Genomic DNA, 24,812 nt, shown 5'->3' on the forward strand with positions numbered 1-24,812 from the left:
GAACGCGGGAGGACGACGCATGCTCAAGGCCCTGGCCATCACCCTGGCGCTGGCCGCCGCCGCGCCCGCCCTCGCCGCCACGCCGCCCCTGGCCCTGACCGACATCCCCAGGCCCGCCGGCCCGGCGGCCACGCTGTTCAATGGTCGGGACCTGAACGACTGGGACGCCTGGCTGGGCTACGCCGATCCGGCCCTGACCTATACCCGTCCCGCCGTCGCGCCGATCGGCGTGAACGCCCAGAGCGCCGACATCTTCAAGGTAGTGATCGAGGACGGCCGCCCCGCCCTTTACGTCAGCGGCAAGACCTGGGGCAGCCTGGTCCGCGAGGGCGACTTCCACGACTACCACCTCCGTCTGCAGTACAAGTGGGGCAAGGGCCGCTGGGCGCCCCGCGAGGCCCAGGCGCCCAACAACGGCCTGCTCTACCACTCGCACGGCGCGCCCGGCGCGGTGTGGGGCACCTGGAGCCAAGCGGTCGAGTTCGAGATCATGACCGGCTCGATCGGCATGGTCGTGCCGGTGGGCGAGGCGATCCGCGCCACGACCACGGCCGTCGACGACCCCGCCCTGATCGATCCCAAGCTGCGGTTCTCGCCCGCCGGCCGCGTCCAGACCGTGCAGGGCGGCACGAAAAACTGGAACGTCGAGGCCTATGCCGACGCCGAGAAACCGGCCGGCCAATGGAACACCCTGGACCTCTACGTGCTGGGCGATCGCTCCATCCACGTGGTCAACGGCGTGCCGGTCATGGAGGTCCGCGACCTCAAGGCCGGCGACGCGCCTCTCACCCACGGCGCGATCCAGCTGCAGTCGGAAGGCGCCGAGACCTTCTTCCGCGACATCGTGCTGGAGCCGATCACGAGCCTGCCGAAGGTGAAATAAGTCCTCCCCCTGTGGGGGAGGTTTTAGTCACCCAAACACCGCCAGCTTGAAGACCATGTTGGCGATCGCCAGGAAGCCCAGCAGCAGCAGGCCCAGCGATACCATGAAGGTGATCGAGACCGGGAACCGGCTCTCGCCATGCACCAGCCCCTGGCGCTTCATCTCCCGCCGCGTGCGCCGCAGCTCCAGCATGAACTGCACGTGATGCACCATGCCGACGATCAGCATCAGGATGCCCAGGCACACCAGGGCGATGCCGAAATTGCGCGGCGCGTTGGGATTGGCGATCGCTCCGGCGTCGTGGAGCTTGGAGAAGCCCTGGTAGATCGTGAAGCCGAAACCGATCAGCGACAGCGAGGTGCGGATCACCGACATCAGCGTGCGGTCGTCGCTCATCCGCGTGCGCTGGAACGACATGCCCGTGCGCCGCATCGACATCTCGGTGCGATGCGTCGAGAGGTCCGTCCGGTAGGTCGACAGGTCGGTGCGATATTCCGACAGGTCAGTCCGGTGCTCCGACAGCTGGGTTCGGAACGTCGAAAGCTTGGTGCGGTGGGTGGAGTACTGGGTCGAAGCGATTTCAGGCTTGTCGCTCACCTGCGGCAGGGGCGGCACAGGCGGTAACTCAATGCGCGCGGGCCGCTTGGGCGTGGCCTTCGGCTGCGGCTGACTGGACATTGGCGGCTTCCCGGCGAATTGGCGATCGAGCCGAGAGTGCGCGGACGGTCAGGCGCCGACTATCGGGGTTTCCCCCAGTTGGTCCTCGTGGATATCCGGAGTTGGTAGGCCTGGAGGGACTCGAACCCCCAACCAGACCGTTATGAGCGGTCGGCTCTAACCATTGAGCTACAGGCCCCCGTTTGCGCGCGGCGCATCCCATTCGGGAGGACGGGTCGATTAGCATGGGCTGCACGCGGCTTAAAGGTCCGGTTCAGGTTGGGGCTGTCAGACAGGGATCGTCCACCGCAGGTTACGCTTGTCGGAACCGGCGGACGGGACGATCAAGGTCGCGGCGCCTGTCCCCAGCCGCATGGAGAACGACGACTATGACCGCCCTGATCAATCGCACGGCCACCCTCGCCCTGGCCGCCGCCCTGCTGACCGGCGCGGCCGCCCTGCCCGCCTATGCCGACACCGCCGACGCGGCCTTCCGCGCCACGACGCTGAACCTCTCGGCCTCCGGCGAGAGCAAGGTCACGCCCGACCTGGCGACCATCACCCTGGGCGTCCAGACCGACGGCGCGACCGCCGCCGGCGCGCTGAGCGCCAACGCCGCCCAGATGACCAAGGTCGTCGCGGCGCTGAAGAAGGCCGGGATCGCCGACCGCGACATCCAGACCTCGAACCTCAGCGTCAATCCGCAATATGTCTACGAGCAGAACCAGCCGCCCAAGCTGAACGGCTACCAGGCCAGCAACCAGGTGACGATCCAGGTGCGCGACCTGGCCAAGCTGGGCCAGACGGTCGACGCCACGGTCAACGCCGGGGCCACCAATGTGGGCGGCATCAGTTTCGGCCTGCAGAACCCGCAGGCGGCCGAGGACGCCGCGCGCGTCGATGCGGTCAAGGCCCTGCAGGCCAAGGCCGACCTCTACGCCCGGGCCACCGGCTACAAGATCGTCCGCCTGGTCAGCTTGGGCGAAGGCGGCGGCTACACCCCCTCGCCGCCCCCGATGCCGATGTACGCCATGGCCAAGATGGAACGCGCCGACTCCAGCCCGGTCTCTGCCGGCGAGCTGAAGGTGCGGGTCGACGTGTCGGCGACGTACGAGCTGGTGAAGTAGCCGGAGCGACGAGCACTTGCCCCCTACGGACCGCTTCGCGGTCGTCTTCCCCCACAGGGGGAAGAGCCTCGCGGCGGCGGCTCCGCCCCCTATGGGGGCGGACAGACCGCGCAGCGGTCAGGTGGGGGCAAGTGCGTGAGCTACAGCCCCGCCTTGGCGAACGCCTCTTCCACGCGCTCGCCGACCTCGCGGCCCGGCAGGGCGCGTTCGCCTTCCATCACCGCCACATAGGACAGGCCCAGGTCCGGCTTGCCCGCGCCGACCGGCACCGGACCCATGGCCCAGCCGACGGTGTTGACGCCCGGGCCCGACGGGCAGGAGGCGAAGCGGGCCGGCTTGCCGACCGCGCCTTCCAGCACGGTCTGGGCGGTGGTCGTGGTCCCGCCGCAGGTGGGCAGGTTGCGGGCGCAGGTGATGTAACCGCCGCCGGTCCAGACCACCTTGCCGGCCTTGTCGGCCAGCAGCACGCAGGTGTTGGGTCCGCCGATGGCGCGCCCGACGGCTTCGGACAGCAATTGCTCGTCGACGCCCTTGGGCAGCTTGGGCGAGCAGGCGGCGAGGGCCAGACCCATCGCGATCAGGACGCCAAAGGTCTTCGGGGCGGGACGACGCATGCTCAGGCGGCCTTCTTGATGCGGTTGCCGTCTTCCAGCAGCACGACGGTCGGGGCGTAGTTGCGGGCCTCCTCGGCCGGCATCTGGCAATAGGTGACGACGATCACGGTGTCGTTCTTCTGCACCAGCCGGGCGGCGGCGCCGTTGACGCCGATCACCTTGGAGCCGCGCGGCGCGGCGATGGCGTAGGTGGTGAAGCGGGCGCCGGTGGTGATGTTCAGCACGTCGACCTGCTCGTTGGGCAGGATGTTGGCGGCTTCCAACAGGTCGGTGTCGATGGCGATCGAGCCTTCGTAGTCGAGGTCGGCCTGGGTGACGGTGGCCCGGTGAAGCTTGGCCTTCATCATCGTCAACAGCATGGCGATATCACCCTATTTATTTGAAACATTTTGGGATTTTCCGGGTCGCCACACACATGACCCGTGATCAGTCGAGGTCCTATAGCCAGGAAGCCCAGCCCGTTCAATCGCGGCGCGCCAGAGCCGTTCGCGTCGAACAAAGGTTAACAGCGGCGCTTGGGCGCCCTATGGTCGGATAACGGCGTGATGCGAGGGGGCTCACATGCGACTGCTGACAGGCTTGGTGCTGGGCGGAATCCTGGCGGCGGGGGCGCTTGGGGCGGCGCTGTCCCAGACGCGGGTCGATCCGGCGACCGGGGCGCAGGTTCCCGGCGCGGCGGCGCCGACCGTGACGCCGGCGACACGGCGACCCGGCCTGGCGACGCTGAACCGCGTCCCGCCCCGTGGCGGCCGCGTGGACTGGCAGGCGGCGATCGGCGGGCTGCGCCAAAGCGGCGGGACCAATCCCGCCCCCAACCTGAACCAGGCCGCCGTCGACATCACCCGCGTGCCGATCCTGCTGCCCACCGACGGCGACCTGACGGCCGGGGCGCGGATCTATTCGTTCGGCGACTACTACACGATCACCGCCGACGCGCCGGGCGCGGGGGTCTCGCTGAGCGGCACGACCGCCGTGGTTCCGCTGCCCGCCGACACGCCGCTGAAGATCACGCCGATGGGCCCCGAGGGCGCCACCTCGCAGCGCACGGTCGACGGCCAGCTGATCAGCTTCGTGCGCTACGGCGTGCTCTACACGGTCGAGGTGCGCTGCGACGCCCCGACCGACCCGCGCTGCGCCGACGACAACTACGCCCGGGGCCTGGCCGCCAAGACCACCGCCGTGGTGATGGGCGCCGCGGCCCGCGCCGCCGCCGGCCTGGGGGGCTGAGCCGATGCGCAGGCTGCTGATCCTCTCGCCTCTCGTGCTGGCCCTGGCTCTCGGAGCTTGTGACGACAAGACCAAGCCCGCCGCCCCCTCCACGCCCGGCGGCGAAGTGAAGACCGTGGCCTCTCCCGAGCCCGGTCCGCCCACGCCCGACGACCAGCCGTCCGACGGCGGGGCCGAGCAGCCGTCCAGCGAGCCGATTCCGCCCGCGCCCGGTCCGCCGGCCCAGCCGGCCACGCCGCCCGCGCCTTCGCCCGCCACCTTCAATCACGACGCGCCGGGCGCGATCCCGGCCGGCCAGGGGCATGGCTATCTGGACCGCACCGTCTGGTCGCCGGCCATGTGCTGGCCGCTGCAGGACGACGCCTTCGCCAATTCCCAGGTCTACGGCCATGGCGGCGGCATGGGTCCGGCGGGCACCAGCCAGTGCGACACGGTCAACTACGCCCTGCCCTGGCACGACACCTTCTGCGAAGCCCGTTCGCGCGACAATCCGTTGTGCGCCGGCGGCGGCACGGGCCACCAGGGCCAGGACATCCGGCCGGGCGCCTGCAAGAAGAACCTGTACTGGGCGGTCGCGGCCGAGAAGGGCGTGATCACCGACATCGGCAGCTACACCGTCACCCTGACCTCGGCGGCCGCACCGCATAGGGTCTATCGCTACCTGCACATGCAGATGGCGGCCCTGGCGGTGAAGGAGGGCGACACGGTCACGGCCGGCCAGAAGCTGGGCAAGGTCAGCAACGACTTCGGCGGCACGCCCACCACGATCCACCTGCACTTCGAGCTACGGGCCGGGGTGGCGGGGGTGACCACCGACGGCAAGGCCGTGGTGCTGCACACCTTCCTGCCGCCGTATATGAGCCTGGCCGAGGCCTATCAGCGCAAGCTGAATGGGGGGACGTGCGGCTAGCCGGCCTTGCCCGCGAACAGGATCAGGTTGCCGTCCGGATCGCGCACGATGAAGGTGCGCGCGCCCCAGGGCTCGGTGCGCAGCATCTGATGGAAGGGCGCGTCCGCATCCTGGAACTCGCGAAACAGCGGCCCGGCGTCGTCCAAGGTCAGCGTCGCGGCCAGGGCGTCGGTCTCCCGTTCGCGAAACGCTTCATCAAAGACCGGTCCGTCGACGTGGCGCAGGTTTAGCCTGGCGCCGCCCCTGACGACCTGGGCGTAGGACGGCGGTTCGCCGTGGCTGAAGGCGATCTCGAACCCCAGCGTGTCGACATAGAACCGGCAAGCGCGCGGCAGGTCGGAGACGAACAGCTGCGGCTCGGCCGCCAGGATCGTGGTCATGTCGCCTCTCCCACGCGCGCCTTCAGGAACGCCGTCATCTCGGCCAACACCGGCGCCTTGCCGCGGAACGGACGCGACAGGGCCAGCACGGTGTCGGCATGGTTCAGGCCGGCATAGTGACGCTCCTCGACCGCCGCGCCCTTGGCGCGCAGCGCGGCGGCCAGGGCTCGGGTGTTGCGCGGCTTGACCGTGGTGTCGCCGTCGCCGGTGCCCAGGAAGGCCGGCGGGCTGTCGGGGCGGGCGTAGAGGCCGGGCTGGGTGGCCGGCAGGTCGGGCGCCTCGCCGAACGTGCGGCGGGTGATCGGCCCGTCCAGCGGCAGGAAGTCGTAAGGCCCCGACAGGCCGGCGAAGGCGCGCACGACCTTGGGATCGACACCGGCCGCCTTCAGATAACGCTCGTCCAGGGCCAGCATGGCGGCGTTGTAGGCCCCGGCCGAGTGACCGATCAGCACGATCCGGCCGGGATCGCCGCCCAGTCTCCGGGCATGGTCCACGGCCCAGCGCACCGCCAGCGCGCCGTCCTCGAGGAAGCTGGGATAGCGCACCGCCGGATACAGCCGATAGTCCGGCACGATCGTCAGGAAGCCCTGGGCCGCCAAGGCTCGACCGACCCAGCCATAGTCCTGTCGCCGCCCGGAATCCCAGGATCCGCCGTAGAAGAACACCGCGACCGGCGCGGGGGCCGCCTCACGCGAAGACGCTTTCGGGGGCGCGTAGACGTCCAGCTTCTGTCGCGGATCGCTCCCGAAGGCGACACCGTGCTCGGGGCTCCGCGCCGCGTCCTTGGGCGTGAAGGTCGCGAACAGCGACAGGGGCGAACAGGCCGACAGCGCCGACCCCGTCAGGGCGATCAGTCCGGCGCGTCTCGTCATCGAACCGACCATGCCGCCCCGCGTCGAATGTCGCTACAGCTTGTAGCCGCCCGCCAGGATCTTGGCGTGCACGGCCTTGGTCAGCTTCACATAGCCCTTGCCCGGATCGCGGAAATACAGCGGATCCTTGATCTTGGTCGGGTCGAAGCCTTCCTGGACCAGGTCGATCTTGCGGTATTTGAAAGTGCCGGTGGTCTCGATCTCGGGCTGCAGGCGCACGAAGATCGGGCGGGCGTAAGCGGGCAGCTCGCGGTCGACATAGTCGGCCAGGGTCCCGATCTCGAACTCGGGCCCGACAACCAGCGAGGCCATGCCCGCCTTGCCGTCCAGCTCGCCCACTGGCACGCCGTAGACATTGACTTCCTTGACGCCGTCCACCGCCGACAGGCGTTCCGACACCTCGCTGGTGGCGACGTTCTCGCCCTTCCAGCGGAAGGTGTCGCCGATGCGGTCGACGAAATAGAGATAGCCGTCGCCGTCCGAGCGCATCAGGTCGCCGGTGCGGAACCAGGCGTCGCCCTTGTCGAAGACGTCGTGCAGGATCTTCTTCTCGGTGGCGGCCTTGTCGGCGTAGCCGGTGAAATTGGAGCGGGCGTCGCTGGCGATGTGGCCGATGCACTCGCCGACCTCGCCGGGCGCGGCCTCGATGCAGCAGCCGTTGGGGCCGCGCACCGGGGTCTCGGTCTCGACGTCGAACTTGACGATGCGGATGTTGAACTTCTTGCGCAGATAGCCCGGCACCCGGCCGATCGCGCCGCGCCGGCCGTCGAAGTTGAACAGCGAGACGTTGCCCTCGGTCGCGCCGTAGAACTCCAGCACCCCGCCGACCCGGAAGCGGTCCAGCATCACGTCCCAGACGTCCGGGCGCAGGCCGTTGCCGAAGATCAGACGGATCTTGTGGGCGTGCTCGTTGGGTGTTTCGGGATGGTTGGCCAGGTAGCGGCACAGCTCGCCGATATAAACGAACATCGTGCAGTTGTTGGCGACGATGTCGTCCCAGAAGGCGCTGGCCGAGAACTTCTTGCGCAGCACCACCGCCCCGCCGTTCAGCAGGGCCGCGCCCATGGCGCAGAGGCCGCCGGTGGCGTGGTAGAGCGGCAGGGTCACATAGATGCGGTCGGTGGCCCGCGCGTCCGTCGAGCCGGCGAAGCCGCGCATGTAGAGCTGCGCGCGCATGTGGGTGATGCGCGCGGCCTTGGGCAGGCCCGTGGTGCCGCTGGTGAAGATGTAGAGGGCGGTGTCGCGCGCCGTCAGGCCATTGCGGGCGGTCAGGCGATCGGGACGCAATTGGCTGCAGCTCTTCAGGGCGTTGGCCAGGTCGCGCTGGTCGCCATGGGCCGGCCCCAGCACCCATTGCTGGACGTGGCGCTCCAGCGTGCCCTTCACCTGCTCGAAACAGGGCGAGGTCTCGGGGTCGACGATGCAGTGCAGGGCCTGGGAGATGTTCAGGCAGTGGGCCAAGGCCGGGCCGGTCAGTTGGTTGTTGATCAGGGCCGTGGCCACGCCGACCTTCGACAGGCCGTACCAGATCGCCAGGTATTCCAAGCGGTTGGGCATGAACAGGGCGACGGTCTGGCCGCGCGTGATCCCCTGCCCCTTGGCCCAGTGCGCGTAGCGGTTGGCGATGCCGTCCAGCTCGGCATAGGTCACCGACTTGCCTTCGAAGACGATGGCCTGGCTGTCGCGCCACTTGTCGACGGCCGCTTCCAGATCGTCACAGATCAGGTTGGGGCTGTCCGGCGCGATGGATTTCACGCGCTTGAGCGTGCGCGAGAGTCCCTTCAGGAACTTCAACTCGCGTTTCAACCTTGCCGGCAAACTCATCGACGCACTCCGTTCAAACAACCATTGGAGAGCGCCGAGCGGCGGGTCAAGACATGGCGGCGTGCAAGATCGTCTCCGGGTCCGTCTAGGCCGAAGGCAAGCGGAAGTGCACCTGGCCGCGCGTGAAATCCAGCGCCACGGACTCGAAGGCGTTCAGCACGTCGATTCCGATCAGGATCGCGGGGCGATCCGACAGCCCCCAATAGTCGAACGTATGCACCGGGCCGAAGACCACCGGCAGGTTGCGCAGATTGACCTTGCCCAGGCTGACGGTCTTCAGGGCCGCCAGGCGCCCGACGATCGTCTGGCCCGTCAGGCTCTGCAATTCGATGTCGGCCCAGTCGGCGCTGATCGCTTGGCGCCGGATCGCCTGGCGCATCAGGGCCATGTTGCCGACCGTGGTGGTCGAGCCGGTGTCGAGGAAGGCCAGGGTCGCGGCGCCGGACACCGAGGCCTCGATCAGGTGCAGGCCGCTGCGCGTGGCCCTGACCGGCACCGATACCGTCGACTCGTCGGTGCGCGGCGCGATCGAGCCCAGCCGCATCTCGTCGCGCGAGAAGTCGAGCACCAAGCCCTGCGCACCCAGCCAATCCAGCCCCAAGATGCCCGGCGCCTGGATGAAGCGGCCCGGCAGGACCGAAAGCGTCAGGTCCCTGCGCACCCGCCGCCCCACGGCCACCGACGTCGCGACGACCGTCTCCACCCTTTCGGACCCGGCTATGCCGTGCAGGTTGACGGGGGTTCCAGCCGGCAGATCCAGCAGCGTCGCCAATTCGCTGGAAATCACCGAGGCGTTGGCCCCGGTGTCGATCAGGAACGCGTACGGCCCGCGGTCGTTGATCCGGACCTGCACCGTCAGGCGGCGCACATAGCCCAGCGGGGCGGTCTTTTCCGTCTGCGGAGGATCGGGAAGCGTACGGGCCAGGACCGGCGATGCGGTCAAGGCGAGCAAGCCGGCCAAGGCCCGCCGGCGAACGATGGGACTGTCCACGGGAGCAGCCTCCTTCCAGAAGAAGGAGGCTATACCCCGTAAGCGGCCTTAGCCAGACTTTCGAAGACCGATGTTATCCAGCCGCCAGGCGACGCTGGTCGTCGCGCGCCGACTTCAGCTTCTCGGCCACCAGGAACGCCAGCTCCAGGGCCTGCTCGCCGTTCAGACGCGGGTCGCAATGGGTGTGGTAGCGATCGGCCAAGTCGGTTTCCGACACGGCGCGGGCGCCGCCCAGGCACTCGGTGACGTTCTGGCCGGTCATTTCCAGGTGAACGCCGCCGGGGTGCACGCCTTCCGAGTGAGCGATCTCCACGAACGACTTCACTTCCGAGAGGATGCGGTCGAACGGCCGGGTCTTGTAGCCGGTCGAGGCCTTCAGCGTGTTGCCGTGCATCGGGTCGGTGGCCCAAACCACCGAGCGGCCGGCGGCCTTGGTCGCCTTCATCAGGCGCGGCAGGCGGTCGGCGATCTTGTCGGAGCCGAAGCGGCCGTACAGGGTCAGGCGGCCCGGTTCATTGGCCGGGTTGAGCACGTCGATCAGGCGCAGAAGATCGTCGCCTTCCATGGTCGGGCCGCACTTCAGGCCGATCGGGTTCTTCACGCCGCGCATGAACTCGATATGGGCGCCGTCCAGCTGGCGGGTGCGCTCGCCGATCCACAGCAGGTGGGCGCTGGTGTCGTACCAGTCGCCCGAGGTGCTATCCACCCGGGTCATGGCTTCCTCGAAGCCCAGCAACAGGGCCTCGTGGCTGGTGAAGAACTCGACGCGGCGCAGGTCGGGCTGGGTTTCCGGCGTCACGCCGACCGCCGCCATGAAGGTCAGGGCTTCGCTGATCTTTTCCGACAGCTCGCGGTAGCGCGCGCCCTGCGGGCTGTCGCCCACGAAGCCCAGCGTCCAGCGATGGATGTTGTAGAGGTCGGCATAGCCGCCGCTGGCGAAGGCGCGCAGCAGGTTCAAGGTCGCGGCCGACTGGCCATAGGCGCGCAGCAGGCGGTCCGGATCGGGGATGCGATCTTCCGGCGTGAAGTCCATGCCGTTGATGTTGTCGCCCCGGTAGGACGGCAGGGTCACGTCGCCGATCGTCTCGATCGGTTCCGAGCGCGGCTTGGCGAACTGGCCGGCGATGCGGCCCACCTTCACCACCGGCTTGCCGCCGGCGAAGGTCAGCACCACCGCCATCTGCAGGATCAGGCGGAAGGTGTCGCGGATGTTGTCCGCGTGGAATTCCTTGAAGCTCTCGGCGCAGTCGCCGCCTTGCAGCAGGAAAGCGCGGCCCTCGGCCACCTCGCCCAACGCGGTCTTCAGACGGCGGGCTTCACCGGCGAACACCAGCGGGGGCATCTGGCGAAGAGTCTGTTCCACACGATCCACCGCTCCCGCATCCGGGTAGTCGGTCGGGACGTGTTTCGCAGGCATGGCTCTCCACGACGACGGGGTCCAACGGCTGGTCATGACGGTCTCGAACTTCTCAAAAGGGAGCGGCTTTTATCTCAACCGCGGCCAAAAGGCAAAATCATTGCAACGGAGGCTGAAATATCGCCCCAACGGGGCAAGTCCATCCAACCGCGCTCATCGGATTGATCCACGGCTCGCGCCAGATCGCATGCGATGAGGGTCAGCGCGCCCAGGGCCAGCCACCACTCCTGCCAAACCCCGAAGCTCAAGGCCCCGATCACCAGATAGCTGACCAGAGCTCCAGCCGCCATCGCCGCCTCTTCCCGCGACCGCTCGGCCAGCCGCACGACCTCGTAGGCCATCCAGCAGAAGAACACGCCCGCCAGAGCCGCGCCGATCGCCCCCAGCTCCAGCCACAGTTGAAGCTGGGCATTGTGCGTGTGCAGCGGGATGGCCGAACCGAAGGTGCGGCTGGCGTCCAGGCCCCAGCCCCGGAACGGATGGTTCTGAACGTGGTCGGCGGCGAAGGTCCAGATGTTCAGCCTTGCGTCCCAGGACGGCGGGACCAGGGCGTGCAGCTTGGCGATCGCGCCGGTCTCGACCCCGACCAGCACGGCCAGGGGCGCCAGGACGAACGGCGCGGCCACCAGCCCCACCAGCACCTTGGCCGCGGTTCCTCCGAACAAGCGCACGCACAACCAGACCAGCCCGCCCGCCAGCAGGGCCAGAATGCACGCGTCGGCGCTGCAGACCACCGAGGTCACGATCAGCCCGATGGCCATCAACCAGATCAGAAGGGAGCGAGACTGTCGCGACAACGTCAGAGCCGCGGGCCAGAACATCAGCGCCAGGATGTAGGTCGACATCGAGACCTTGATCATTGCGAAGTCGGGCCGGATCGCCTTGCCGGTCAGGAGGTGCAGTTTCTGATAGACCGCCGCGCCGCTCAGGGAGTCCAGCGTCGCGACGACGATCAGCCCCAGCATGCCGTAGGCCAGGATCGTCGCCGCGCGCCGCGCGCCGGCGTCGGACAGGCCGCGCAAGGCCACCACCGCCGCGCCATAGGTCGCCAGTTGCAGGAACAGCTTCAGGCCGGTCAGGCTTTCGATGTCGCCATAGCCCTTGAGCTTGGAGACGTCGACCGCGTCCGGGCTCCAGGCCATGCTCACCGCCGCCCACAGGGCCAGGGCCAGCAGGATCAGCAAGGGCGGCGCGGCGGCGCGGCTCGGCTTCAGGCCGGGCAAGGCCAGCAGCCCCGCCAGGGCCAGCAGCGGCGCGAAGCCCAGCGGCGCCAGATAGGCCAGCAGCGGCGTCATCACGACCACGAAGATCGCCACGCCGGTCAGCCAAGGCGTGCGCCGCGCCGACACGCCCTCTGGAACCGGCGGCTCGATCGACGGCGTCGCGGTCATACGGTTCCCATTCCAAGCGGCATGTACTTGTCGCGCATGGTCACCAGCTCCTCCGCCAGGGTCGGGTGGACGGCGCAGGTGGAATCCCATTGCGGCTTGGTCACCCCCATCTTCACCGCGATGGCGGCCATCTGGATGATCTCGGGCGAGTCCGGGCCGACCACGTGGACGCCGACAATCTTCTGGTCGTCCTGCTTGACCACCAGCTTCATCAGGCAACGGTCCTGGCCGCCGTAGAACACGCTCTTCATCGGGCGGAACACGGCGCGATAGATGTCGACCTTGCCGAAGGCGTGGCGCGCCTCGGCCTCGGTCATGCCCACCGCGCCGATCGGCGGCTGCGAGAACACCGCCGAGGCGACCATGTCATGATCGAAGGTGGTGGGGTTGTCATAGAACTCGGTCTGGGCGAAGGCCGCGCCCTCGCGGATCGCCACCGGCGTCAGATTGATGCGGTCGGTGACGTCGCCGACGGCCCAGATGTTGTCGACCGTGGTCTTGGAATGCTCGTCGACCACGATCGCGCCGCGGTCGTTCAGCTTCACGCCCACCTTCTCCAGGCCAAGGCCCTCGACATAGGGATCGCGGCCGGTGGCGAACATCACCGCGTCGGTCTCGAAGGTCAGGTCGTTGCTCAGGGTGCTGACCAGACCCGCGTCGGTCTTCTCGATCTTCTGGTGATCGCAGCCCAGCACCACCTTGATCCCGCGCTTCTCCAGCTCCTCGGCCAGGTGCATGCGCACGTCGTCGTCGAAGCCGCGCAGGATGTTGGCGCCACGGTACAGAAGCGTCGTCTGCACGCCCAGGCCGTTGAAGATGCTGGCGAACTCCACGGCGATATAGCCGCCGCCGACCACCAGCACCCGCTTGGGCAGTTCAGGCAGATGGAACGCCTGGTCCGAGGTGATGCCCAGCTCCGCGCCCGGGAAGTCCGGCTTCCACGGCCGGCCGCCGGTGGCGATCAGGATCTTGCGGGCGGTGTAGCGACCCGCGTGCTTGCTGCCCTCCTTGGGCAGGACCTCGACGGTGTGGGCGTCGACGATCTGGGCGCGGCCGTGCAGCAGGTGCGCGCCGGCCTTCTGCAGGTTGGTGACATAGATCCCCGACAGGCGAGCGATCTCGACGTCCTTGTCGTGCAGGAAGCCCTTCCAGTCGAAGCTGGCCTCGCCGATCGTCCAGCCATAGCCCTTGGCCGTCTTCAGCTGGCTGGTGACCTCGCTGGCGTAGACCATGAACTTCTTGGGCACGCAGCCGCGGATCACGCAGGTACCGCCCACCCGGTATTCCTCGGCCACGGCGACCTTGGCGCCGCTCATCGCGGCCAGGCGCGCGGCCCGCACGCCGCCCGAACCGGCGCCGATGACGAAAAGGTCGAAGTCGTAGTCAGCCATGGCGGCGCTCCGGAATCACGTAGGCGGGCTCGGCATGGCCGTGCGCCCGGAAGAGGGCGGATATGGGTCTAAGGGACCAGCTTGACCACCCCTTGGTCCGTGCCCAGCAGAGCTTCGTCCGCCAGATCCAGGAACAGGCCGTGATCGACCACGCCCGTCACCGTCTTCAGGGCGGCGGCCAGGGCGGCCGGCTCGGCGATCACGCCCGACGGCAGGTCGTAGATCACGTTGCCCCCGTCGGTGACCACGATGCCCCGGTCGGCCATGCGCAGGCGCGGCGGCAGCAGCTCGAATTCGGCCGCGATATCGGCCAGGCGGTGGCCGGTGTGGACATGGCCGAAGCGCACGACCTCGATGGGCAGCGGGAACTTGCCCAGATGGTCGACCTTCTTGGCGGCGTCGGCGATGACCACGCAGCGTTTGGAGGCCTCCCAGACCAGCTTCTCGCGCAGCAGGGCCGCGCCGCCGCCCTTGATCAGCGACAGCCCCGGACCGACCTCGTCGGCGCCATCCACGGTCAGGTCGATGCTCTTGACGTCGTCCAGCGCCGCCAGCGGGATGCCCAGCTCGCGGGCCAGATTGGCGGTGGCCTCCGAGGTCGGCACGCCGCGAATGTCCAGCTTGCGCGCGGCCAGGGCCTTCACGAACCAGGCGGCCGTCGAGCCCGTGCCCAGGCCCACCACCATGCCGGCCTCGACCAGCTCGGCGGCGGCTTCGCCCGAAATTCGCTTCTGATCGTCGGCGCTCATTTCTTGTCCTTCTTGGCCAGCTTGAGGGCGCGGAACTTGGCCGCCCAACCCGGCTTGTCGCTTTGCGGCGCGCGCGACAGGGCCAGGTCCCCGTCGGCGACGTCCTTGGTGATCACCGAGCCCGAGCCGGTCATCGCTCCGTCGCCGACCCGGACAGGGGCGACCAGGGCGGTGTTGGAGCCGATGAAGGCCCCGGCGCCGACGTGGGTCTCGAACTTGTCGAAGCCATCGTAGTTACAGAAGATCGTGCCGGCCCCGATATTGGCTTTTGGGCCAACCGAACCGTCACCCAGATAGGACAGGTGGTTGGCCTTGGCGCCGGCCCCGACCTTGACCTTCTTGACCTCGACGAAGTTGCCGATGTGGGCGTCCGGACCGATTTCGGCGCCGGGACGCAGGCGGGCATAGGGACCGATCAGGGCTCCTTCGCCCACGGCGGCGCCTTCCAGATGGCTGAAGGCCTTGATCACCGCGCCGCTCGCGACGCTGACGCCGGGGCCGAAGACCACGAACGGTTCGACCGTGACGCCCGCCGCCAGCTGCGTGTCCCACGACAGGTGGACGGTCTCGGGCGCGGGCATGGTCACGCCCTCGACCAGCAGGGCCGCGCGGCGAGCCCCCTGCCAGACGCTTTCCGCGGCCGCCAGCTCGCCCTGGGAATTGACGCCCTGCACGGCCGCCTCCGGCGCGAAGGCGGCGCGGGTGGTCAGCTGACGGTCATGGGCCAGCTCCACCACGTCGGTCAGATAGTATTCGCCCTTGGCGTTGTCGTTGCGCACCTGGGACAGCAGGTCGAACAGGGTCGCGCGGTCTGCGGCCAGCACGCCGGAATTGCAGTGCTTGACCTGCTTGACCGTGTCGTCGGCTTCCTTCTCCTCGACGATGCGCAGCAGCACGTGGCCGGGCGTCAGGATCAGGCGGCCATAGCCGGTGGGGTTGGCGGCCTCGAAGCCCAGCACCGCCACGTCCGCCCCCTTGTCGCGCACCGCGAACAGCGGCTCGATGGTCGGGGCGCTCAGCAGCGGGCAGTCGGCATAGGTGATCACCACGTCGCCGTCGAAATCGGCCAGGGCCTCGCGGGCGGCCAGCACGGCGTGACCGGTGCCCAGCGGCGGGTCCTGAACCACGGTCGCGTCCTGCCCCAGGCGCTTGCGGGCGTGCTCGCCGACCTGCGGGCTATGGGCGCCGACCACCACCACGATCCGCTCGCAGCCAAGGCCCTGCGCGGTGTCGATCGCGTGATCCAGCATCGTCCGCCCGCCGATCCTGTGCAGCACCTTGGGGGTCGGCGATTTCATCCGCGTGCCCTGGCCGGCGGCCAGGATGACGGCGGCGCGGGCTCGACCCGAAGCAGGCGCGGGCGAAGAAGCAGGACTGGTCATGGGCGAAGCGACTCCCGAAGCACGGACCAAAGTTGCATTAGCCGCGCGTTTAGCCGAAAGGCCAGAGCCATGCATGCCCAGAACGCGACGAACGACACACTCAACGGCGCCACGATCGCCTTCGACCTCGACGGCACCCTGGTCGACACCGCGCCGGACCTCGTGGCCTCGCTGAACATCATCCTCGCCGAGGAAGGCCTGCCGCCCCTGCCGTTCGACGACGTGCGCAAGATGGTCGGGCGCGGCGCCAAGGCCCTGCTGGAGCGCGGCTTCGCGGCCGCCGGCGCGCCGCTGGACGCCGACAGCGCCCCGGCCCTGGTCGAGCGCTTCATCGCCCTCTATCTGGGCCGCATCGCCCACGAGAGCGCGCCCTTCCCCGGCGTGGTCGACGCCCTGCTCGCCCTGCGCGCCGCCGGCGCCAAGCTGGCCGTCTGCACCAACAAGCTGACCCACCTGTCGGTCGCCCTGCTCGACGCCCTGGACCTGACGCAATATTTCGACGCCGTGGTCGGCGCCGACAGCGCCCCCGCCCCCAAGCCCGATCCGCGCCATGTGCTGGCGACGATCGCGGCCGTCGGCGGCGATCCGGCTCGCGCCGTGATGGTCGGCGACAGCATCAACGACGCCCTGGCCGCCAAGGCCGCCAACGTCCCGACCCTGCTGGTGACCTTCGGCTACACCGAAGCCCCGGTTGAGACCCTGGGCGGAGATCTGTTGATAGATGCGTTCTCCGACGTGCCTTCGGCCTGCATCGCGCTTTTGACCTCTTGCGCCCCCGAAAACGCCGGGCTATAGGCCCGTCCCTCTCGCGGCGAGGTCTTCGAACCTCACCGACACGGCGGATGCTTAGCTCAGCGGGAGAGCACCTCGTTCACACCGAGGGGGTCGCAGGTTCAATCCCTGCAGCATCCACCATTTTCCACCTAGATTTCAGGCAATTATACCGCGCCGCTTGGTGGCGGCTCCGTCGCTCGCCGGCTCACCAGTTGAACCGCACGCCGAGCTTGCCGGAATAGCCGTATCCCCGGCCGTCGAGATCCCAGCTGTAAGATGCGTTGAAATAGAGCACCGAGCGGTCGGACATCTGACGGGTCAGGCCGCCGTTCAGTTCCAGCCAGGTCTCGCCGGTGTCGGCCAGGAAGGAGATGTCGGCGTCTTCGGTCTGGAAGGTCGTCTTGGGCTGGTCGAGGAACTCGTGCCACAGGTTCAGACGCCCCCACCCCGTGGTCAGGCGCGTCTCGCCGCCGTCGGTCTCGCGAAGCCAGGTGCGGGCCACGCGCGCGCCCAGGCGGCCGACCAGGCTGTCGGTCTGGTCGAACCGCACCGGTCCGCCCTCGTCCCGCCCCTTGCCGCCGTGGAAGTGCTGGTAGATCAGCTGCGCCTGCGGCTCGATGATCCAGTCGTGCTTCTGATGGAACGGCTTGCCGCCTTCCAGGGATAGCGCCAAGGCCTTGGCGTCGCCCTTCAGCGCCGGCAGCCGGACCGATTGGGCCTTGGCGTCGAACCAGGTGAACTGGACCACCCCGTCCAGATAGGCCCCCTTCTCCCAGAACCGGGTCCAGTAGGCGCCCAGCGACCAGGCGTCGACCTGATCGCGGCCGGCGACCTGGCCGTCCCAGTTGCGAACCTTGCCCTTGGCCCGACCAAACGCGCCGTAGACGCCGGCATGGTCGCGGATCCCGTCCTCGTCCTCGCGTCGATAGAGGTCCACGCCCGCCTGCAGGGCGTAGAGCTGGTAGTTCATGCGCGGACCGCGATCGCCATAGATCCCCCGGCTGTCGCCATCACGGCGACCGCCGATGGCCATGATCCGCCCCCAGACGCCGTTCAGCGTCTCGTCGTCATCCGGCTGCTGGCGCCCGCGCAACTGCTCTTCCTCGCCGACCCGCTCGTGCAGGGTGTCGATCGCGGCGCGACCGTAGAGCTGGGCCAAGGCCGGCAGCGCCGTATAGAGCGACACCTCCGAGCGAATGAAGGCGGGCGTGTCCGGCGTGGGCGTCGGGTCGGGCGGTGTCGGGTCCGGCGGGGTCGGATCCGGTGGCGTGGGGTCCGGCGGCGGACACGGCGGCGAAGGCGCGTTTGCGGCGGCGCAGTCCAGCCTGGATCGCAGGAACCAGCTGTCCGAAGCGCCGGCTCCCCCTCGAAACAGTCCGTACTCGTAGGGCCCGGCGACCACCGGTCCCGCCAAGGTGAACAGATCCGTCGCCGTGGTCGCCCCGCCCCGTGCGTCCACCACCAGGATGCCGTCGGCCTGGGTCAGCGCGCCCAGGCCGCCCGCGCGCGTGATGCGCAGCGACGATGTCCCCGTCCCGGCCCCGCCATCGATCACCAGCCGGTCGGAGGGCGAGCCGTCGTGGCCCAGATAGGTGTTGAGCCCGATCAGCCCCGCCGCTCCGGTGTAGTTGACCGTGGTCAGAGTCATGTAGCTGGCCAGCTGATCCGCATCCTGCGTCGGCGCGGCGAACAGGATCGAACTGGCGTCGTTGGCCAGGTTGGTCAGGTTCGAGGACCCGGTCATGGTCCAGGTCGTGTCGGCCGCCAGCGTCACGTCCGAGGTGCTGCCCGGCGCGGTGTAGGCCGAGCCCTCGAGCGTGGAGTCGCTGATCGTAAGGACCGCCGCTCCGGCGACGGCGGCCGGCGCGGCGGCGAACGCCGACATCGAGAGCGGCGCGATGGGCGTATCGTCCTCGGGCTGGTCCGCGGGTCCCGTCAGGATCGGCTCGCTGCCCGCGATCGGCGCGAAGTCGTCGATCGTGGCGACGCGCAGCCACTCGCCGCTACCGCCGACGGTCATGTTGGTCAGGCTGATCGTCCCCGCCCCGGCCACGGCGATGGTGGGACCCGACATGTTCGACAGCCCGCCGTCGCTCAGATTGGCCGCCGAGCGCGCGGTCTCGCCCAGCACGAACAGGCCCGAGGCGCCGGTCCCGCTCGCCGTCACGGTCGAACCGAAGGCGTCCACCCGCCCGCCGTTCTCGGCCACGGCGCCGTGCGCGCTGGGGCCGCTGGTCGTGACCCGGCTCTGGTCGCGCAGGGTCACCGAACTGGGCGCGTTGCGGGCCACGACGCCGTGGGCCAGCGCTCCGGAGGTGGTGACCGTCGTCCGCTCGGCGACCACCGTCCCGCCCGACAGCGCCCGCAAGCCCGCCGCCCGTGCGCCCGAGGTCGTGATCGTGCTGGTCTTGAGATTCACGGTCGCCGGGGCTTCCAGAAAGTGCTGCTGGGCCTGGGCGCCGTAGGCGTCGTTCCCCTCGGTCGTCACGGTCAGGCCCGTGCCGGTGACGTCGGCGGGGAACTGCGCTCCGGCCTGCTCCACGGTCGCGTAGAGGCCCAGGGACACCGCGCCGCGCGTATGGATGACGTTGTTGGTCAGCCGCAGCGACCCGCCGTCGTCCGACACCGCGCCCATCGCCGTCAGGCCATAGGTGTCCACGCTGGTGTCGTTGGCGACCAGCAGGGCGCCGGGATTGCGCGCCGTCAGGCCGTGCGGATACGACGAGGCTCTTACAGAATCCCCACGCGTCTCGACCCGCCCGCCCTGCAGGGTGATCGTCGAGCCCAGGTCGGCCAGGACGCCGATGGCGGTGTCCGGCCCCAGGGTCAGGACCGCGACGTTCGTGGCGGTGACGGTCGATGACGCCGCGAACAGCCCCGCCGCGTCCCGCAGCTCGGTGGTGATCGAACCGCCCGAGACCGTGACGACCGCGCCCGCCACGGCCCGTATGCCGTAGCCGACCGCGCCGGTCGCCCGGATGGCGCTGTCGGTGAACGCGGCCTTCGATCCCGCGCCGTCGACGATCACGGCGGACGGCGCGACGATCGTGCTGTCGCGGACCCGCGCTTCGCCGCCGAGCGTGATGTTCGCGCCGATCGCGCGGTTGCCGGTCACCGTGAAGACCGTGTCGCCGATGTCGGCCAACGATCCCGCGTCCTGGACCGACAGCCCGTGGCCGAACTGGCCGGTGGCGGTGATCGCGCCGCCCGCTCCGCTCATCGTCAAACGGCCGCCACTGACCACCCGAGCGGCGGCGGAAGGATCCGTCGTGGTTCCGGCCCCGGTCGTGGTCAGGGTGCTGGAGACGAGGTCGACCTTGCCGCCCAGCTCGGCCCGTGCGCCGTTCGCCAGCGTGCCCGAGGTGCTGGCGAAGATACCCGACCCGGTGATCTGGCTGGTGGCTCCGCTGGCGATCAGGGCATGGCTGCCCACCAGGGTGGTGGTGTTCTGCGCCCCGGCGGTGGTGATCTGGGTTCCGCCCGACAGGGTCACGAGACCGCCGTCGACCGCTCTCACCCCGAGCGCGCCACGCGCGTTGGTGCTGATCTCGCCTCCGACGAAACTGATCCGGCTGCCCGCGCCCACGGCCTGGAGCGCATAGTTTCCGGTACCGTTGCCGCCGCCGCTCATCGACACCCGAGTGGCGCTCAGGGCGATCAGCGCCTGATCCTCGGCGCTGACGCCGACCATGTTGCTGGCGGTTCCGGAGGCGGTGGTCATGTCGATCGCGGCGCCATTGGCCGCGATCGTGCTGTTCAGACCGACCGCGCGCGCGCCTCGCTGATTGGTCGCCGCCGCTCCCACCGAATTGGTGTCGATCACGGCGTTGTTCAGCGTGATCGCGGCCCCGCTCTGGGCCAGGGCGGCGGTGGCGCCCGCGGCCGCCGGGCGGATCGTCACGCCGCTGGCGTCGATGGCTCCGCCGGTCCCGGACGCGCTGGCGCCCACGCCGTTGGCGGTCGTCACATTGATGATGGTTCCCGGCGGCACGGTGCAGGACGCACCGTTGGCGACCGCGGGTGTCGGACAGGTCTGCGCCAGGGCGAGGCCACCAAACCCGAACGTCGCGATCGAAGTGGTTCCGAGGAGCACGACGAGCCCGCCCCGCCTCCTGGACGGCACAAGATGGTCCAACACACGACCTCCCCAGGCTGTCGCCGCACGAGGTCGCGCGACCTGAGGTAGAAACTGCGACCCAACCTATCGCATGCCCATCGACCGAATTGCCCACCGAACGGCGGAAATTCGCCCCAGCGGGAGGCGCGCGCGAGCGGGGTGAAAGGGTGCGATTGATGAATTCGCTTCATAGGGGCATGCCGTGACGCCCCTCTAATCCGCTGACGGAATGTCCGCTAACGTCGCCTTAGCGACGCAGGCGTCGCAACCACCTGGGCGCTCCTCCGCTTACATAGCGGCGCGCGTTCGGAGGCCTGGAGGATGGGATGCTCGATCTGGATGATTTCGCCTTGTCGCGCCGCGGCCTGATGGCCACGGGCGCGGCCGCCGCCACGATTTCCAGCGCGCCGGCCACCGCCGACGCGGCGGGTTTGGACACCTTCACCGCCAAGGTGGCCTTCGAGGTGAACGGCCAGAAGCGCACGCTCGACCTGGACACCCGCACCACCCTGCTCGACGCCCTGCGCGAGCACCTGAAGCTGACCGGCACCAAGAAGGGCTGCGACCATGGCCAGTGCGGGGCCTGCACGGTCATCGTCGACGGCCGGCGGATCAATTCCTGCCTGACCCTGGCCGTCATGCACGAGGGCGACAAGATCACCACGATCGAGGGCCTGGGAACGCCTGAAAAGCTGCATCCCCTGCAAGCGGCCTTCGTCAAGCACGACGGCTATCAATGCGGCTACTGCACGCCCGGACAGATCTGTTCGGCCAAGGCGGTGCTCGACGAGATCAAGGCCGGCGTGCCCAGCCACGTCACCGCCGACCTCACCGACGCGCCCAAGGTCACCGAGGCCGAACTGCGAGAGCGGATGAGCGGCAACATCTGTCGCTGCGGGGCCTATTCGAACATCGTCGAGGCCATCACCGAAGTCGCGGGAGGCGCCGCATGAGAGCCTTCGCCTACGAGCGCGCCCGCACGCCGGCCGAGGCCGCCGCGGCCGTGGCCCGCGACCCGACCGCCCGCTTCATCGCCGGCGGCACCAACCTGCTGGACCTGATGAAGCTGGAGATCGAGACGCCCCACCGGCTGATCGACGTCAACGGCCTGAAGCTGGACAAGATCGAGGCGACCAGGGACGGCGGCCTGCGGATCGGCGCCCTGGTGCGCAACACCGACCTGGCGTCCGACAAGCGGGTGCGCAAGGACTACGGCGTGCTGTCACGCGCCCTGCTGGCCGGGGCCTCGGGCCAGCTGCGCAACAAGGCCACCACCGCCGGCAACCTGCTGCAGCGGACGCGGTGCCCCTATTTCTACGACACCAACATGCCCTGCAATAAGCGCAAGCCGGGCGCGGGCTGTTCAGCGATCGGCGGCTTCACCCGGTCGCTGGCGGTGTTGGGGACCAGCGAGGCGTGCATCGCCACCCATCCCAGCGACATGGCCGTGGGCCTGCGGATTCTCGACGCCGAGGTCGAGACGGTCCGTCCCGACGGGGCCACGCGCGTCATTCCGATCGCCGACTTCCACCGGCTGCCAGGCCAGACCCCGCATGTGGAAACGGCCCTCGCGCCCGGCGAGCTGATCACCGCTGTGACCCTGCCCAAGCCGGTCGGCGGCCAGCACGCCTATCACAAGGTGCGCGACCGGGCCTCCTACGCCTTCGCCCTCGTCTCGGTGGCGACGATCCTCCAGAAGGACGGCTCGGGCCGCGTGGCCCTGGGCGGGGTGGCGCACAAGCCCTGGCGGATCGAAGCCGCCGAGGCGGCCATGCCGCAAGGCGCCAAGGCGGTGAGCGACACCCTGCTGGCCGGCGCCAAGACCACCTCCCAAAACGCTTTCAAGCTGACCCTGGCCGAGCGCGCCCTGGGCGCGGCCATGATCTCGGCGAAGGGCTGATCCGATGAAGTTCGACACGCCCGCCACCACCAATCCGATCGACCAGCTCAAGATCATCGGCAAGCCGACCGACCGGATCGACGGCCCCCTGAAGACGACGGGAACCGCGCCCTACGCCTATGAGCGCCACGACGCCCTGCCCGACATCGCCTACGGCTATGTGCTGGGCGCGGCCGTGGCCAAGGGCCGGATCGCGGCGATGGACCTCGGCCGCGCCAAGGCCGCGCCCGGCGTGCTGGCCATCGTCACGGCCACGAGCGCCGGCAAGCTGACCAAGGGCGACTTCAACACCGCCGACCTGCTGGGCGGTCCGGAGATCCAACACTACCACCAGGCCGTCGCCCTGGTGGTGGCCCAGACCTTCGAGCAGGCCCGCGCCGCCGCCGCCCTGATCAAGATCGACTACGCCCGCGCCAAGGGGAGCTTCGACCTGGCCTCGGCCAAGGACGCGGCGACCAAGCCCGAGAAGGACAGTCCCGACACCGCCGTCGGCGACTTCGCCGCCGCCTTCGCGGCCGCGCCGGTCCAGTTGGACGAGACCTACACCACCCCCGACCACGCCCACGCCATGATGGAGCCGCACGCCTCGATCGCGGCCTGGAAGGGCGACAAGCTGACCCTGTGGACCTCGAACCAGATGATCGCCTGGGGCGCGGGCGACGTGGCCAAGACACTGGGGATGAAGAAGGAGGACGTGCGCCTGGTCTCGCCCTTCATCGGCGGCGGCTTCGGCGGCAAGCTTTTCGTGCGGGCCGACGCGATCCTGGCCGCCCTGGGCGCCAAGGCGGCGGGACGTCCGGTGAAGGTCGCTCTGCAGCGGCCGCTGATGTTCAACAACACCACCCACCGGCCGGCCACCATCCAGCGCGTCCGCCTGGGCGCGACCAAGGACGGCAAGATCACGGCCATCGGCCATGAGAGCTGGTCGGGCGACCTGCCTGGCGGCGGCCTGGAGACGGCCGTCCAGCAGACCCGCCTGCTCTATGCCGGCGAGAACCGCATGACCCGCATGCGCCTGGCCACGCTGGACCTGCCCGAAGGCAACGCCATGCGCGCCCCGGGCGAGGCGCCCGGGCTGATGGCGCTGGAGATCGCCATCGACGAGATGGCCGAAAAGCTGAACCTCGACCCGGTCGAATTCCGCATCCTCAACGACACCCAGGTGGATCCGGAAAAGCCCAGCCGACCGTTCTCGCAACGCCAGTTGGTCGAATGCCTGCGCACCGGCGCCGACAGGTTCGGCTGGTCCAAGCGCGCCGCGCGACCGGGCCAAGTGCGCGACGGTCGCTGGCTGGTCGGCATGGGCGTGGCGGCGGCCTTCCGCAACAACCTGGTGATGAAGTCAGCGGCCCGCGTGCGGCTGGAAACCTCGGGCCAGATCGTCGTCGAGGCCGACATGACCGACATCGGCACCGGCACCTACACGATCATCGCCCAGACCGCCGCCGAGATGATGGGCGTGCCCCTGCACCGGGTCGAGGTCCGGCTGGGCGACTCGACCTTCCCGGTCTCGGCCGGCTCCGGCGGCCAGTGGGGCGCCAACAGCTCGACGGCAGGGGTCTACGCGGCCTGCGTGAAGCTGCGCGAGGCGGCAGCCACCAAGCTGGGCCTGGACCCGGCCACGGCCGAATTCTCGGACGGCCGGGTGAAGCTCGGCAACCAGAGCCTGCCCCTGACCCAGGCCGCGGCGAGCGGGCCCATCGTCGCCGAGGACACCATGACCTACGGCGACCTGGCCAAGACCCACCAGCAGTCGACCTTCGGCGGCCACTTCGTCGAGGTCGGCGTCGACGCCTTCACGGCCGAGATCCGCGTGCGCCGGATGCTGGCCGTCTGCGCCGCTGGCCGGATCCTCAATCCCAAGTCCGCCCGCAGCCAGGTGATCGGCGCCATGACCATGGGCGCCGGCGCGGCCCTGATGGAGGAGCTTGTCGTCGACAAGCGCATCGGCTTCTTCGTCAACCACGACCTGGCGGGCTACGAGGTGCCGGTGCACGCCGACATCCCGCACCAGGAGGTGATCTTCCTGGACGAGACCGATCCGATGTCGTCGCCGATGAAGGCCAAGGGCGTCGGGGAGCTGGGCATCTGCGGCGTCGCCGCCGCTGTCGCCAACGCGATCCACAACGCCACCGGCGTGCGCGTCCGCGACTACCCCGTCACCCTGGACAAGCTGCTCGACAAGATGCCGATGATCGCCTGAACG

General features: G+C 69.2%; 21 protein-coding genes and 2 tRNA genes. 9 read left to right on the forward strand and 14 right to left on the reverse strand.

The annotated features are described in order from the left end of the window. Nucleotides 1-19 precede the first annotated feature (19 nt). On the forward strand, nt 20-883 hold the full coding sequence (locus G3M62_RS16630; RefSeq protein WP_165188905.1) for a 3-keto-disaccharide hydrolase: 864 nt from the start codon (nt 20-22) through the stop codon (nt 881-883). Nucleotides 884-910: 27 nt separating this feature from the next. On the opposite strand, the gene G3M62_RS16635 is transcribed toward G3M62_RS16630, so the two are convergent. After that, a complete protein-coding gene (locus G3M62_RS16635) occupies nt 911-1,561 on the reverse strand; it encodes a YidH family protein (protein WP_165188907.1) in 651 nt (216 codons plus the stop codon). Between the two features lie 102 nt (nt 1,562-1,663). Further along, nucleotides 1,664-1,739 (reverse strand) — tRNA-Ile (locus G3M62_RS16640). A 190-nt stretch (nt 1,740-1,929) separates the two neighbouring features. On the opposite strand from G3M62_RS16640, the gene G3M62_RS16645 reads away from it, so the two are divergent. After that, on the forward strand, nt 1,930-2,667 hold the full coding sequence (locus tag G3M62_RS16645) for an SIMPL domain-containing protein (protein ID WP_165188909.1): 738 nt from the start codon (nt 1,930-1,932) through the stop codon (nt 2,665-2,667). A 140-nt stretch (nt 2,668-2,807) separates the two neighbouring features. On the opposite strand, the gene G3M62_RS16650 is transcribed toward G3M62_RS16645, so the two are convergent. Both G3M62_RS16650 and panD read right to left on the reverse strand, forming a co-directional pair. Further along, nucleotides 2,808-3,281, reverse strand: coding sequence for a hypothetical protein (locus tag G3M62_RS16650; RefSeq protein WP_165188911.1), 474 nt, complete (start codon nt 3,279-3,281; stop codon nt 2,808-2,810). Nucleotides 3,282-3,283: 2 nt separating this feature from the next. Beyond that, nucleotides 3,284-3,640, reverse strand: a complete 357-nt coding sequence (gene panD, locus G3M62_RS16655) for an aspartate 1-decarboxylase (protein WP_056756452.1) — start codon at nt 3,638-3,640, stop codon at nt 3,284-3,286. A 202-nt stretch (nt 3,641-3,842) separates the two neighbouring features. Here panD and G3M62_RS16660 point away from each other — a divergent pair, with 202 nt between their 5' ends. Both G3M62_RS16660 and G3M62_RS16665 read left to right on the forward strand, forming a co-directional pair. Next, nucleotides 3,843-4,508, forward strand: a complete 666-nt coding sequence (locus tag G3M62_RS16660; RefSeq protein WP_165188913.1) for a hypothetical protein — start codon at nt 3,843-3,845, stop codon at nt 4,506-4,508. 4 nt (nt 4,509-4,512) lie between these two features. After that, nucleotides 4,513-5,418, forward strand: a complete 906-nt coding sequence (locus tag G3M62_RS16665) for a M23 family metallopeptidase (protein ID WP_165188915.1) — start codon at nt 4,513-4,515, stop codon at nt 5,416-5,418. Here the strand turns inward: G3M62_RS16665 and G3M62_RS16670 are convergent. From G3M62_RS16670 to glmU, 9 genes are all read right to left on the reverse strand, one after another. Continuing rightward, nucleotides 5,415-5,798, reverse strand: a complete 384-nt coding sequence (locus G3M62_RS16670; protein WP_165188917.1) for a bleomycin resistance protein — start codon at nt 5,796-5,798, stop codon at nt 5,415-5,417. The two genes, G3M62_RS16665 and G3M62_RS16670, sit on opposite strands and share 4 nt — an antisense overlap. Continuing rightward, entirely contained in the window at nt 5,795-6,670 is an 876-nt protein-coding gene (locus G3M62_RS16675) for an alpha/beta hydrolase (RefSeq protein WP_246263304.1), read from the reverse strand. Before G3M62_RS16675 ends, G3M62_RS16670 begins: the two co-directional genes overlap by 4 nt. Nucleotides 6,671-6,703: 33 nt before the next feature. Next, nucleotides 6,704-8,494 (reverse strand): long-chain-acyl-CoA synthetase, encoded by a 1,791-nt coding sequence (locus tag G3M62_RS16680; protein ID WP_165188921.1) that lies wholly within the window; start codon nt 8,492-8,494, stop codon nt 6,704-6,706. A gap of 85 nt (nt 8,495-8,579) precedes the next feature. Then, complete coding sequence (locus G3M62_RS16685) at nt 8,580-9,485, reverse strand: retroviral-like aspartic protease family protein (RefSeq protein WP_165188923.1); 906 nt, start codon at nt 9,483-9,485, stop codon at nt 8,580-8,582. Between the two features lie 73 nt (nt 9,486-9,558). Further along, on the reverse strand, nt 9,559-10,938 hold the full coding sequence (locus G3M62_RS16690; RefSeq protein ID WP_165188925.1) for a class II 3-deoxy-7-phosphoheptulonate synthase: 1,380 nt from the start codon (nt 10,936-10,938) through the stop codon (nt 9,559-9,561). A gap of 38 nt (nt 10,939-10,976) precedes the next feature. Further along, entirely contained in the window at nt 10,977-12,293 is a 1,317-nt protein-coding gene (locus G3M62_RS16695) for an O-antigen ligase family protein (protein ID WP_165188928.1), read from the reverse strand. After that, nucleotides 12,290-13,684 carry a glutathione-disulfide reductase gene (gor, locus tag G3M62_RS16700; protein WP_165188930.1) on the reverse strand — a complete coding sequence of 465 codons (1,395 nt, stop codon included), beginning with the start codon at nt 13,682-13,684 and terminating at the stop codon, nt 12,290-12,292. Before gor ends, G3M62_RS16695 begins: the two co-directional genes overlap by 4 nt. A 68-nt stretch (nt 13,685-13,752) precedes the next feature. Beyond that, nucleotides 13,753-14,433: a ribose-5-phosphate isomerase RpiA gene (gene rpiA / locus G3M62_RS16705; protein WP_165188932.1), complete on the reverse strand. Its 681-nt coding sequence runs from the start codon at nt 14,431-14,433 to the stop codon at nt 13,753-13,755. Then, nucleotides 14,430-15,815: a bifunctional UDP-N-acetylglucosamine diphosphorylase/glucosamine-1-phosphate N-acetyltransferase GlmU gene (gene glmU, locus G3M62_RS16710; RefSeq protein ID WP_165188934.1), complete on the reverse strand. Its 1,386-nt coding sequence runs from the start codon at nt 15,813-15,815 to the stop codon at nt 14,430-14,432. Before glmU ends, rpiA begins: the two co-directional genes overlap by 4 nt. 69 nt (nt 15,816-15,884) lie before the next feature. On the opposite strand from glmU, the gene gph reads away from it, so the two are divergent. Together gph and G3M62_RS16720 are read left to right on the forward strand one after the other, a co-directional pair. Continuing rightward, a complete protein-coding gene (gene gph, locus G3M62_RS16715; protein WP_165188936.1) occupies nt 15,885-16,610 on the forward strand; it encodes a phosphoglycolate phosphatase in 726 nt (241 codons plus the stop codon). Between the two features lie 45 nt (nt 16,611-16,655). Continuing rightward, nucleotides 16,656-16,730, forward strand: a tRNA-Val gene (locus G3M62_RS16720). 64 nt (nt 16,731-16,794) lie between these two features. On the opposite strand, the gene G3M62_RS16725 is transcribed toward G3M62_RS16720, so the two are convergent. Continuing rightward, nucleotides 16,795-20,682 carry an autotransporter outer membrane beta-barrel domain-containing protein gene (locus tag G3M62_RS16725; protein ID WP_165188938.1) on the reverse strand — a complete coding sequence of 1,296 codons (3,888 nt, stop codon included), beginning with the start codon at nt 20,680-20,682 and terminating at the stop codon, nt 16,795-16,797. Between the two features lie 350 nt (nt 20,683-21,032). On the opposite strand from G3M62_RS16725, the gene paoA reads away from it, so the two are divergent. The 3 genes from paoA to paoC are packed head-to-tail and all read left to right on the forward strand — an operon-like array spanning nt 21,033 to nt 24,809. Further along, nucleotides 21,033-21,659: an aldehyde dehydrogenase iron-sulfur subunit PaoA gene (paoA, locus tag G3M62_RS16730; RefSeq protein WP_165188940.1), complete on the forward strand. Its 627-nt coding sequence runs from the start codon at nt 21,033-21,035 to the stop codon at nt 21,657-21,659. Next, nucleotides 21,656-22,606, forward strand: coding sequence for an FAD binding domain-containing protein (locus G3M62_RS16735; RefSeq protein ID WP_165188942.1), 951 nt, complete (start codon nt 21,656-21,658; stop codon nt 22,604-22,606). Before paoA ends, G3M62_RS16735 begins: the two co-directional genes overlap by 4 nt. A 4-nt stretch (nt 22,607-22,610) precedes the next feature. Further along, complete coding sequence (gene paoC / locus G3M62_RS16740; protein ID WP_165188944.1) at nt 22,611-24,809, forward strand: aldehyde oxidoreductase molybdenum-binding subunit PaoC; 2,199 nt, start codon at nt 22,611-22,613, stop codon at nt 24,807-24,809. The last annotated feature ends 3 nt before the right edge of the window (nt 24,810-24,812 follow it).

It is taken from the genome of Caulobacter soli, assembly GCF_011045195.1.
GTDB classification, from domain to species: Bacteria; Pseudomonadota; Alphaproteobacteria; order Caulobacterales; family Caulobacteraceae; genus Caulobacter; species Caulobacter soli.

Coding starts and splice junctions, on each gene's coding strand:
- G3M62_RS16630 (WP_165188905.1), top strand. CDS start 20: ATGCTCAAGGCCCTGGCCATCACCCTGGCGCTGGCCGCCGCCGCGCCC.
- G3M62_RS16635 (WP_165188907.1), bottom strand. CDS start 1,561: ATGTCCAGTCAGCCGCAGCCGAAGGCCACGCCCAAGCGGCCCGCGCGC.
- G3M62_RS16645 (WP_165188909.1), top strand. CDS start 1,930: ATGACCGCCCTGATCAATCGCACGGCCACCCTCGCCCTGGCCGCCGCC.
- G3M62_RS16650 (WP_165188911.1), bottom strand. CDS start 3,281: ATGCGTCGTCCCGCCCCGAAGACCTTTGGCGTCCTGATCGCGATGGGT.
- panD (WP_056756452.1), bottom strand. CDS start 3,640: ATGCTGTTGACGATGATGAAGGCCAAGCTTCACCGGGCCACCGTCACC.
- G3M62_RS16660 (WP_165188913.1), top strand. CDS start 3,843: ATGCGACTGCTGACAGGCTTGGTGCTGGGCGGAATCCTGGCGGCGGGG.
- G3M62_RS16665 (WP_165188915.1), top strand. CDS start 4,513: ATGCGCAGGCTGCTGATCCTCTCGCCTCTCGTGCTGGCCCTGGCTCTC.
- G3M62_RS16670 (WP_165188917.1), bottom strand. CDS start 5,798: ATGACCACGATCCTGGCGGCCGAGCCGCAGCTGTTCGTCTCCGACCTG.
- G3M62_RS16675 (WP_246263304.1), bottom strand. CDS start 6,670: ATGACGAGACGCGCCGGACTGATCGCCCTGACGGGGTCGGCGCTGTCG.
- G3M62_RS16680 (WP_165188921.1), bottom strand. CDS start 8,494: ATGAGTTTGCCGGCAAGGTTGAAACGCGAGTTGAAGTTCCTGAAGGGA.
- G3M62_RS16690 (WP_165188925.1), bottom strand. CDS start 10,938: ATGACCAGCCGTTGGACCCCGTCGTCGTGGAGAGCCATGCCTGCGAAA.
- G3M62_RS16695 (WP_165188928.1), bottom strand. CDS start 12,293: ATGACCGCGACGCCGTCGATCGAGCCGCCGGTTCCAGAGGGCGTGTCG.
- gor (WP_165188930.1), bottom strand. CDS start 13,684: ATGGCTGACTACGACTTCGACCTTTTCGTCATCGGCGCCGGTTCGGGC.
- rpiA (WP_165188932.1), bottom strand. CDS start 14,433: ATGAGCGCCGACGATCAGAAGCGAATTTCGGGCGAAGCCGCCGCCGAG.
- glmU (WP_165188934.1), bottom strand. CDS start 15,815: ATGACCAGTCCTGCTTCTTCGCCCGCGCCTGCTTCGGGTCGAGCCCGC.
- gph (WP_165188936.1), top strand. CDS start 15,885: ATGCATGCCCAGAACGCGACGAACGACACACTCAACGGCGCCACGATC.
- paoA (WP_165188940.1), top strand. CDS start 21,033: ATGCTCGATCTGGATGATTTCGCCTTGTCGCGCCGCGGCCTGATGGCC.
- G3M62_RS16735 (WP_165188942.1), top strand. CDS start 21,656: ATGAGAGCCTTCGCCTACGAGCGCGCCCGCACGCCGGCCGAGGCCGCC.
- paoC (WP_165188944.1), top strand. CDS start 22,611: ATGAAGTTCGACACGCCCGCCACCACCAATCCGATCGACCAGCTCAAG.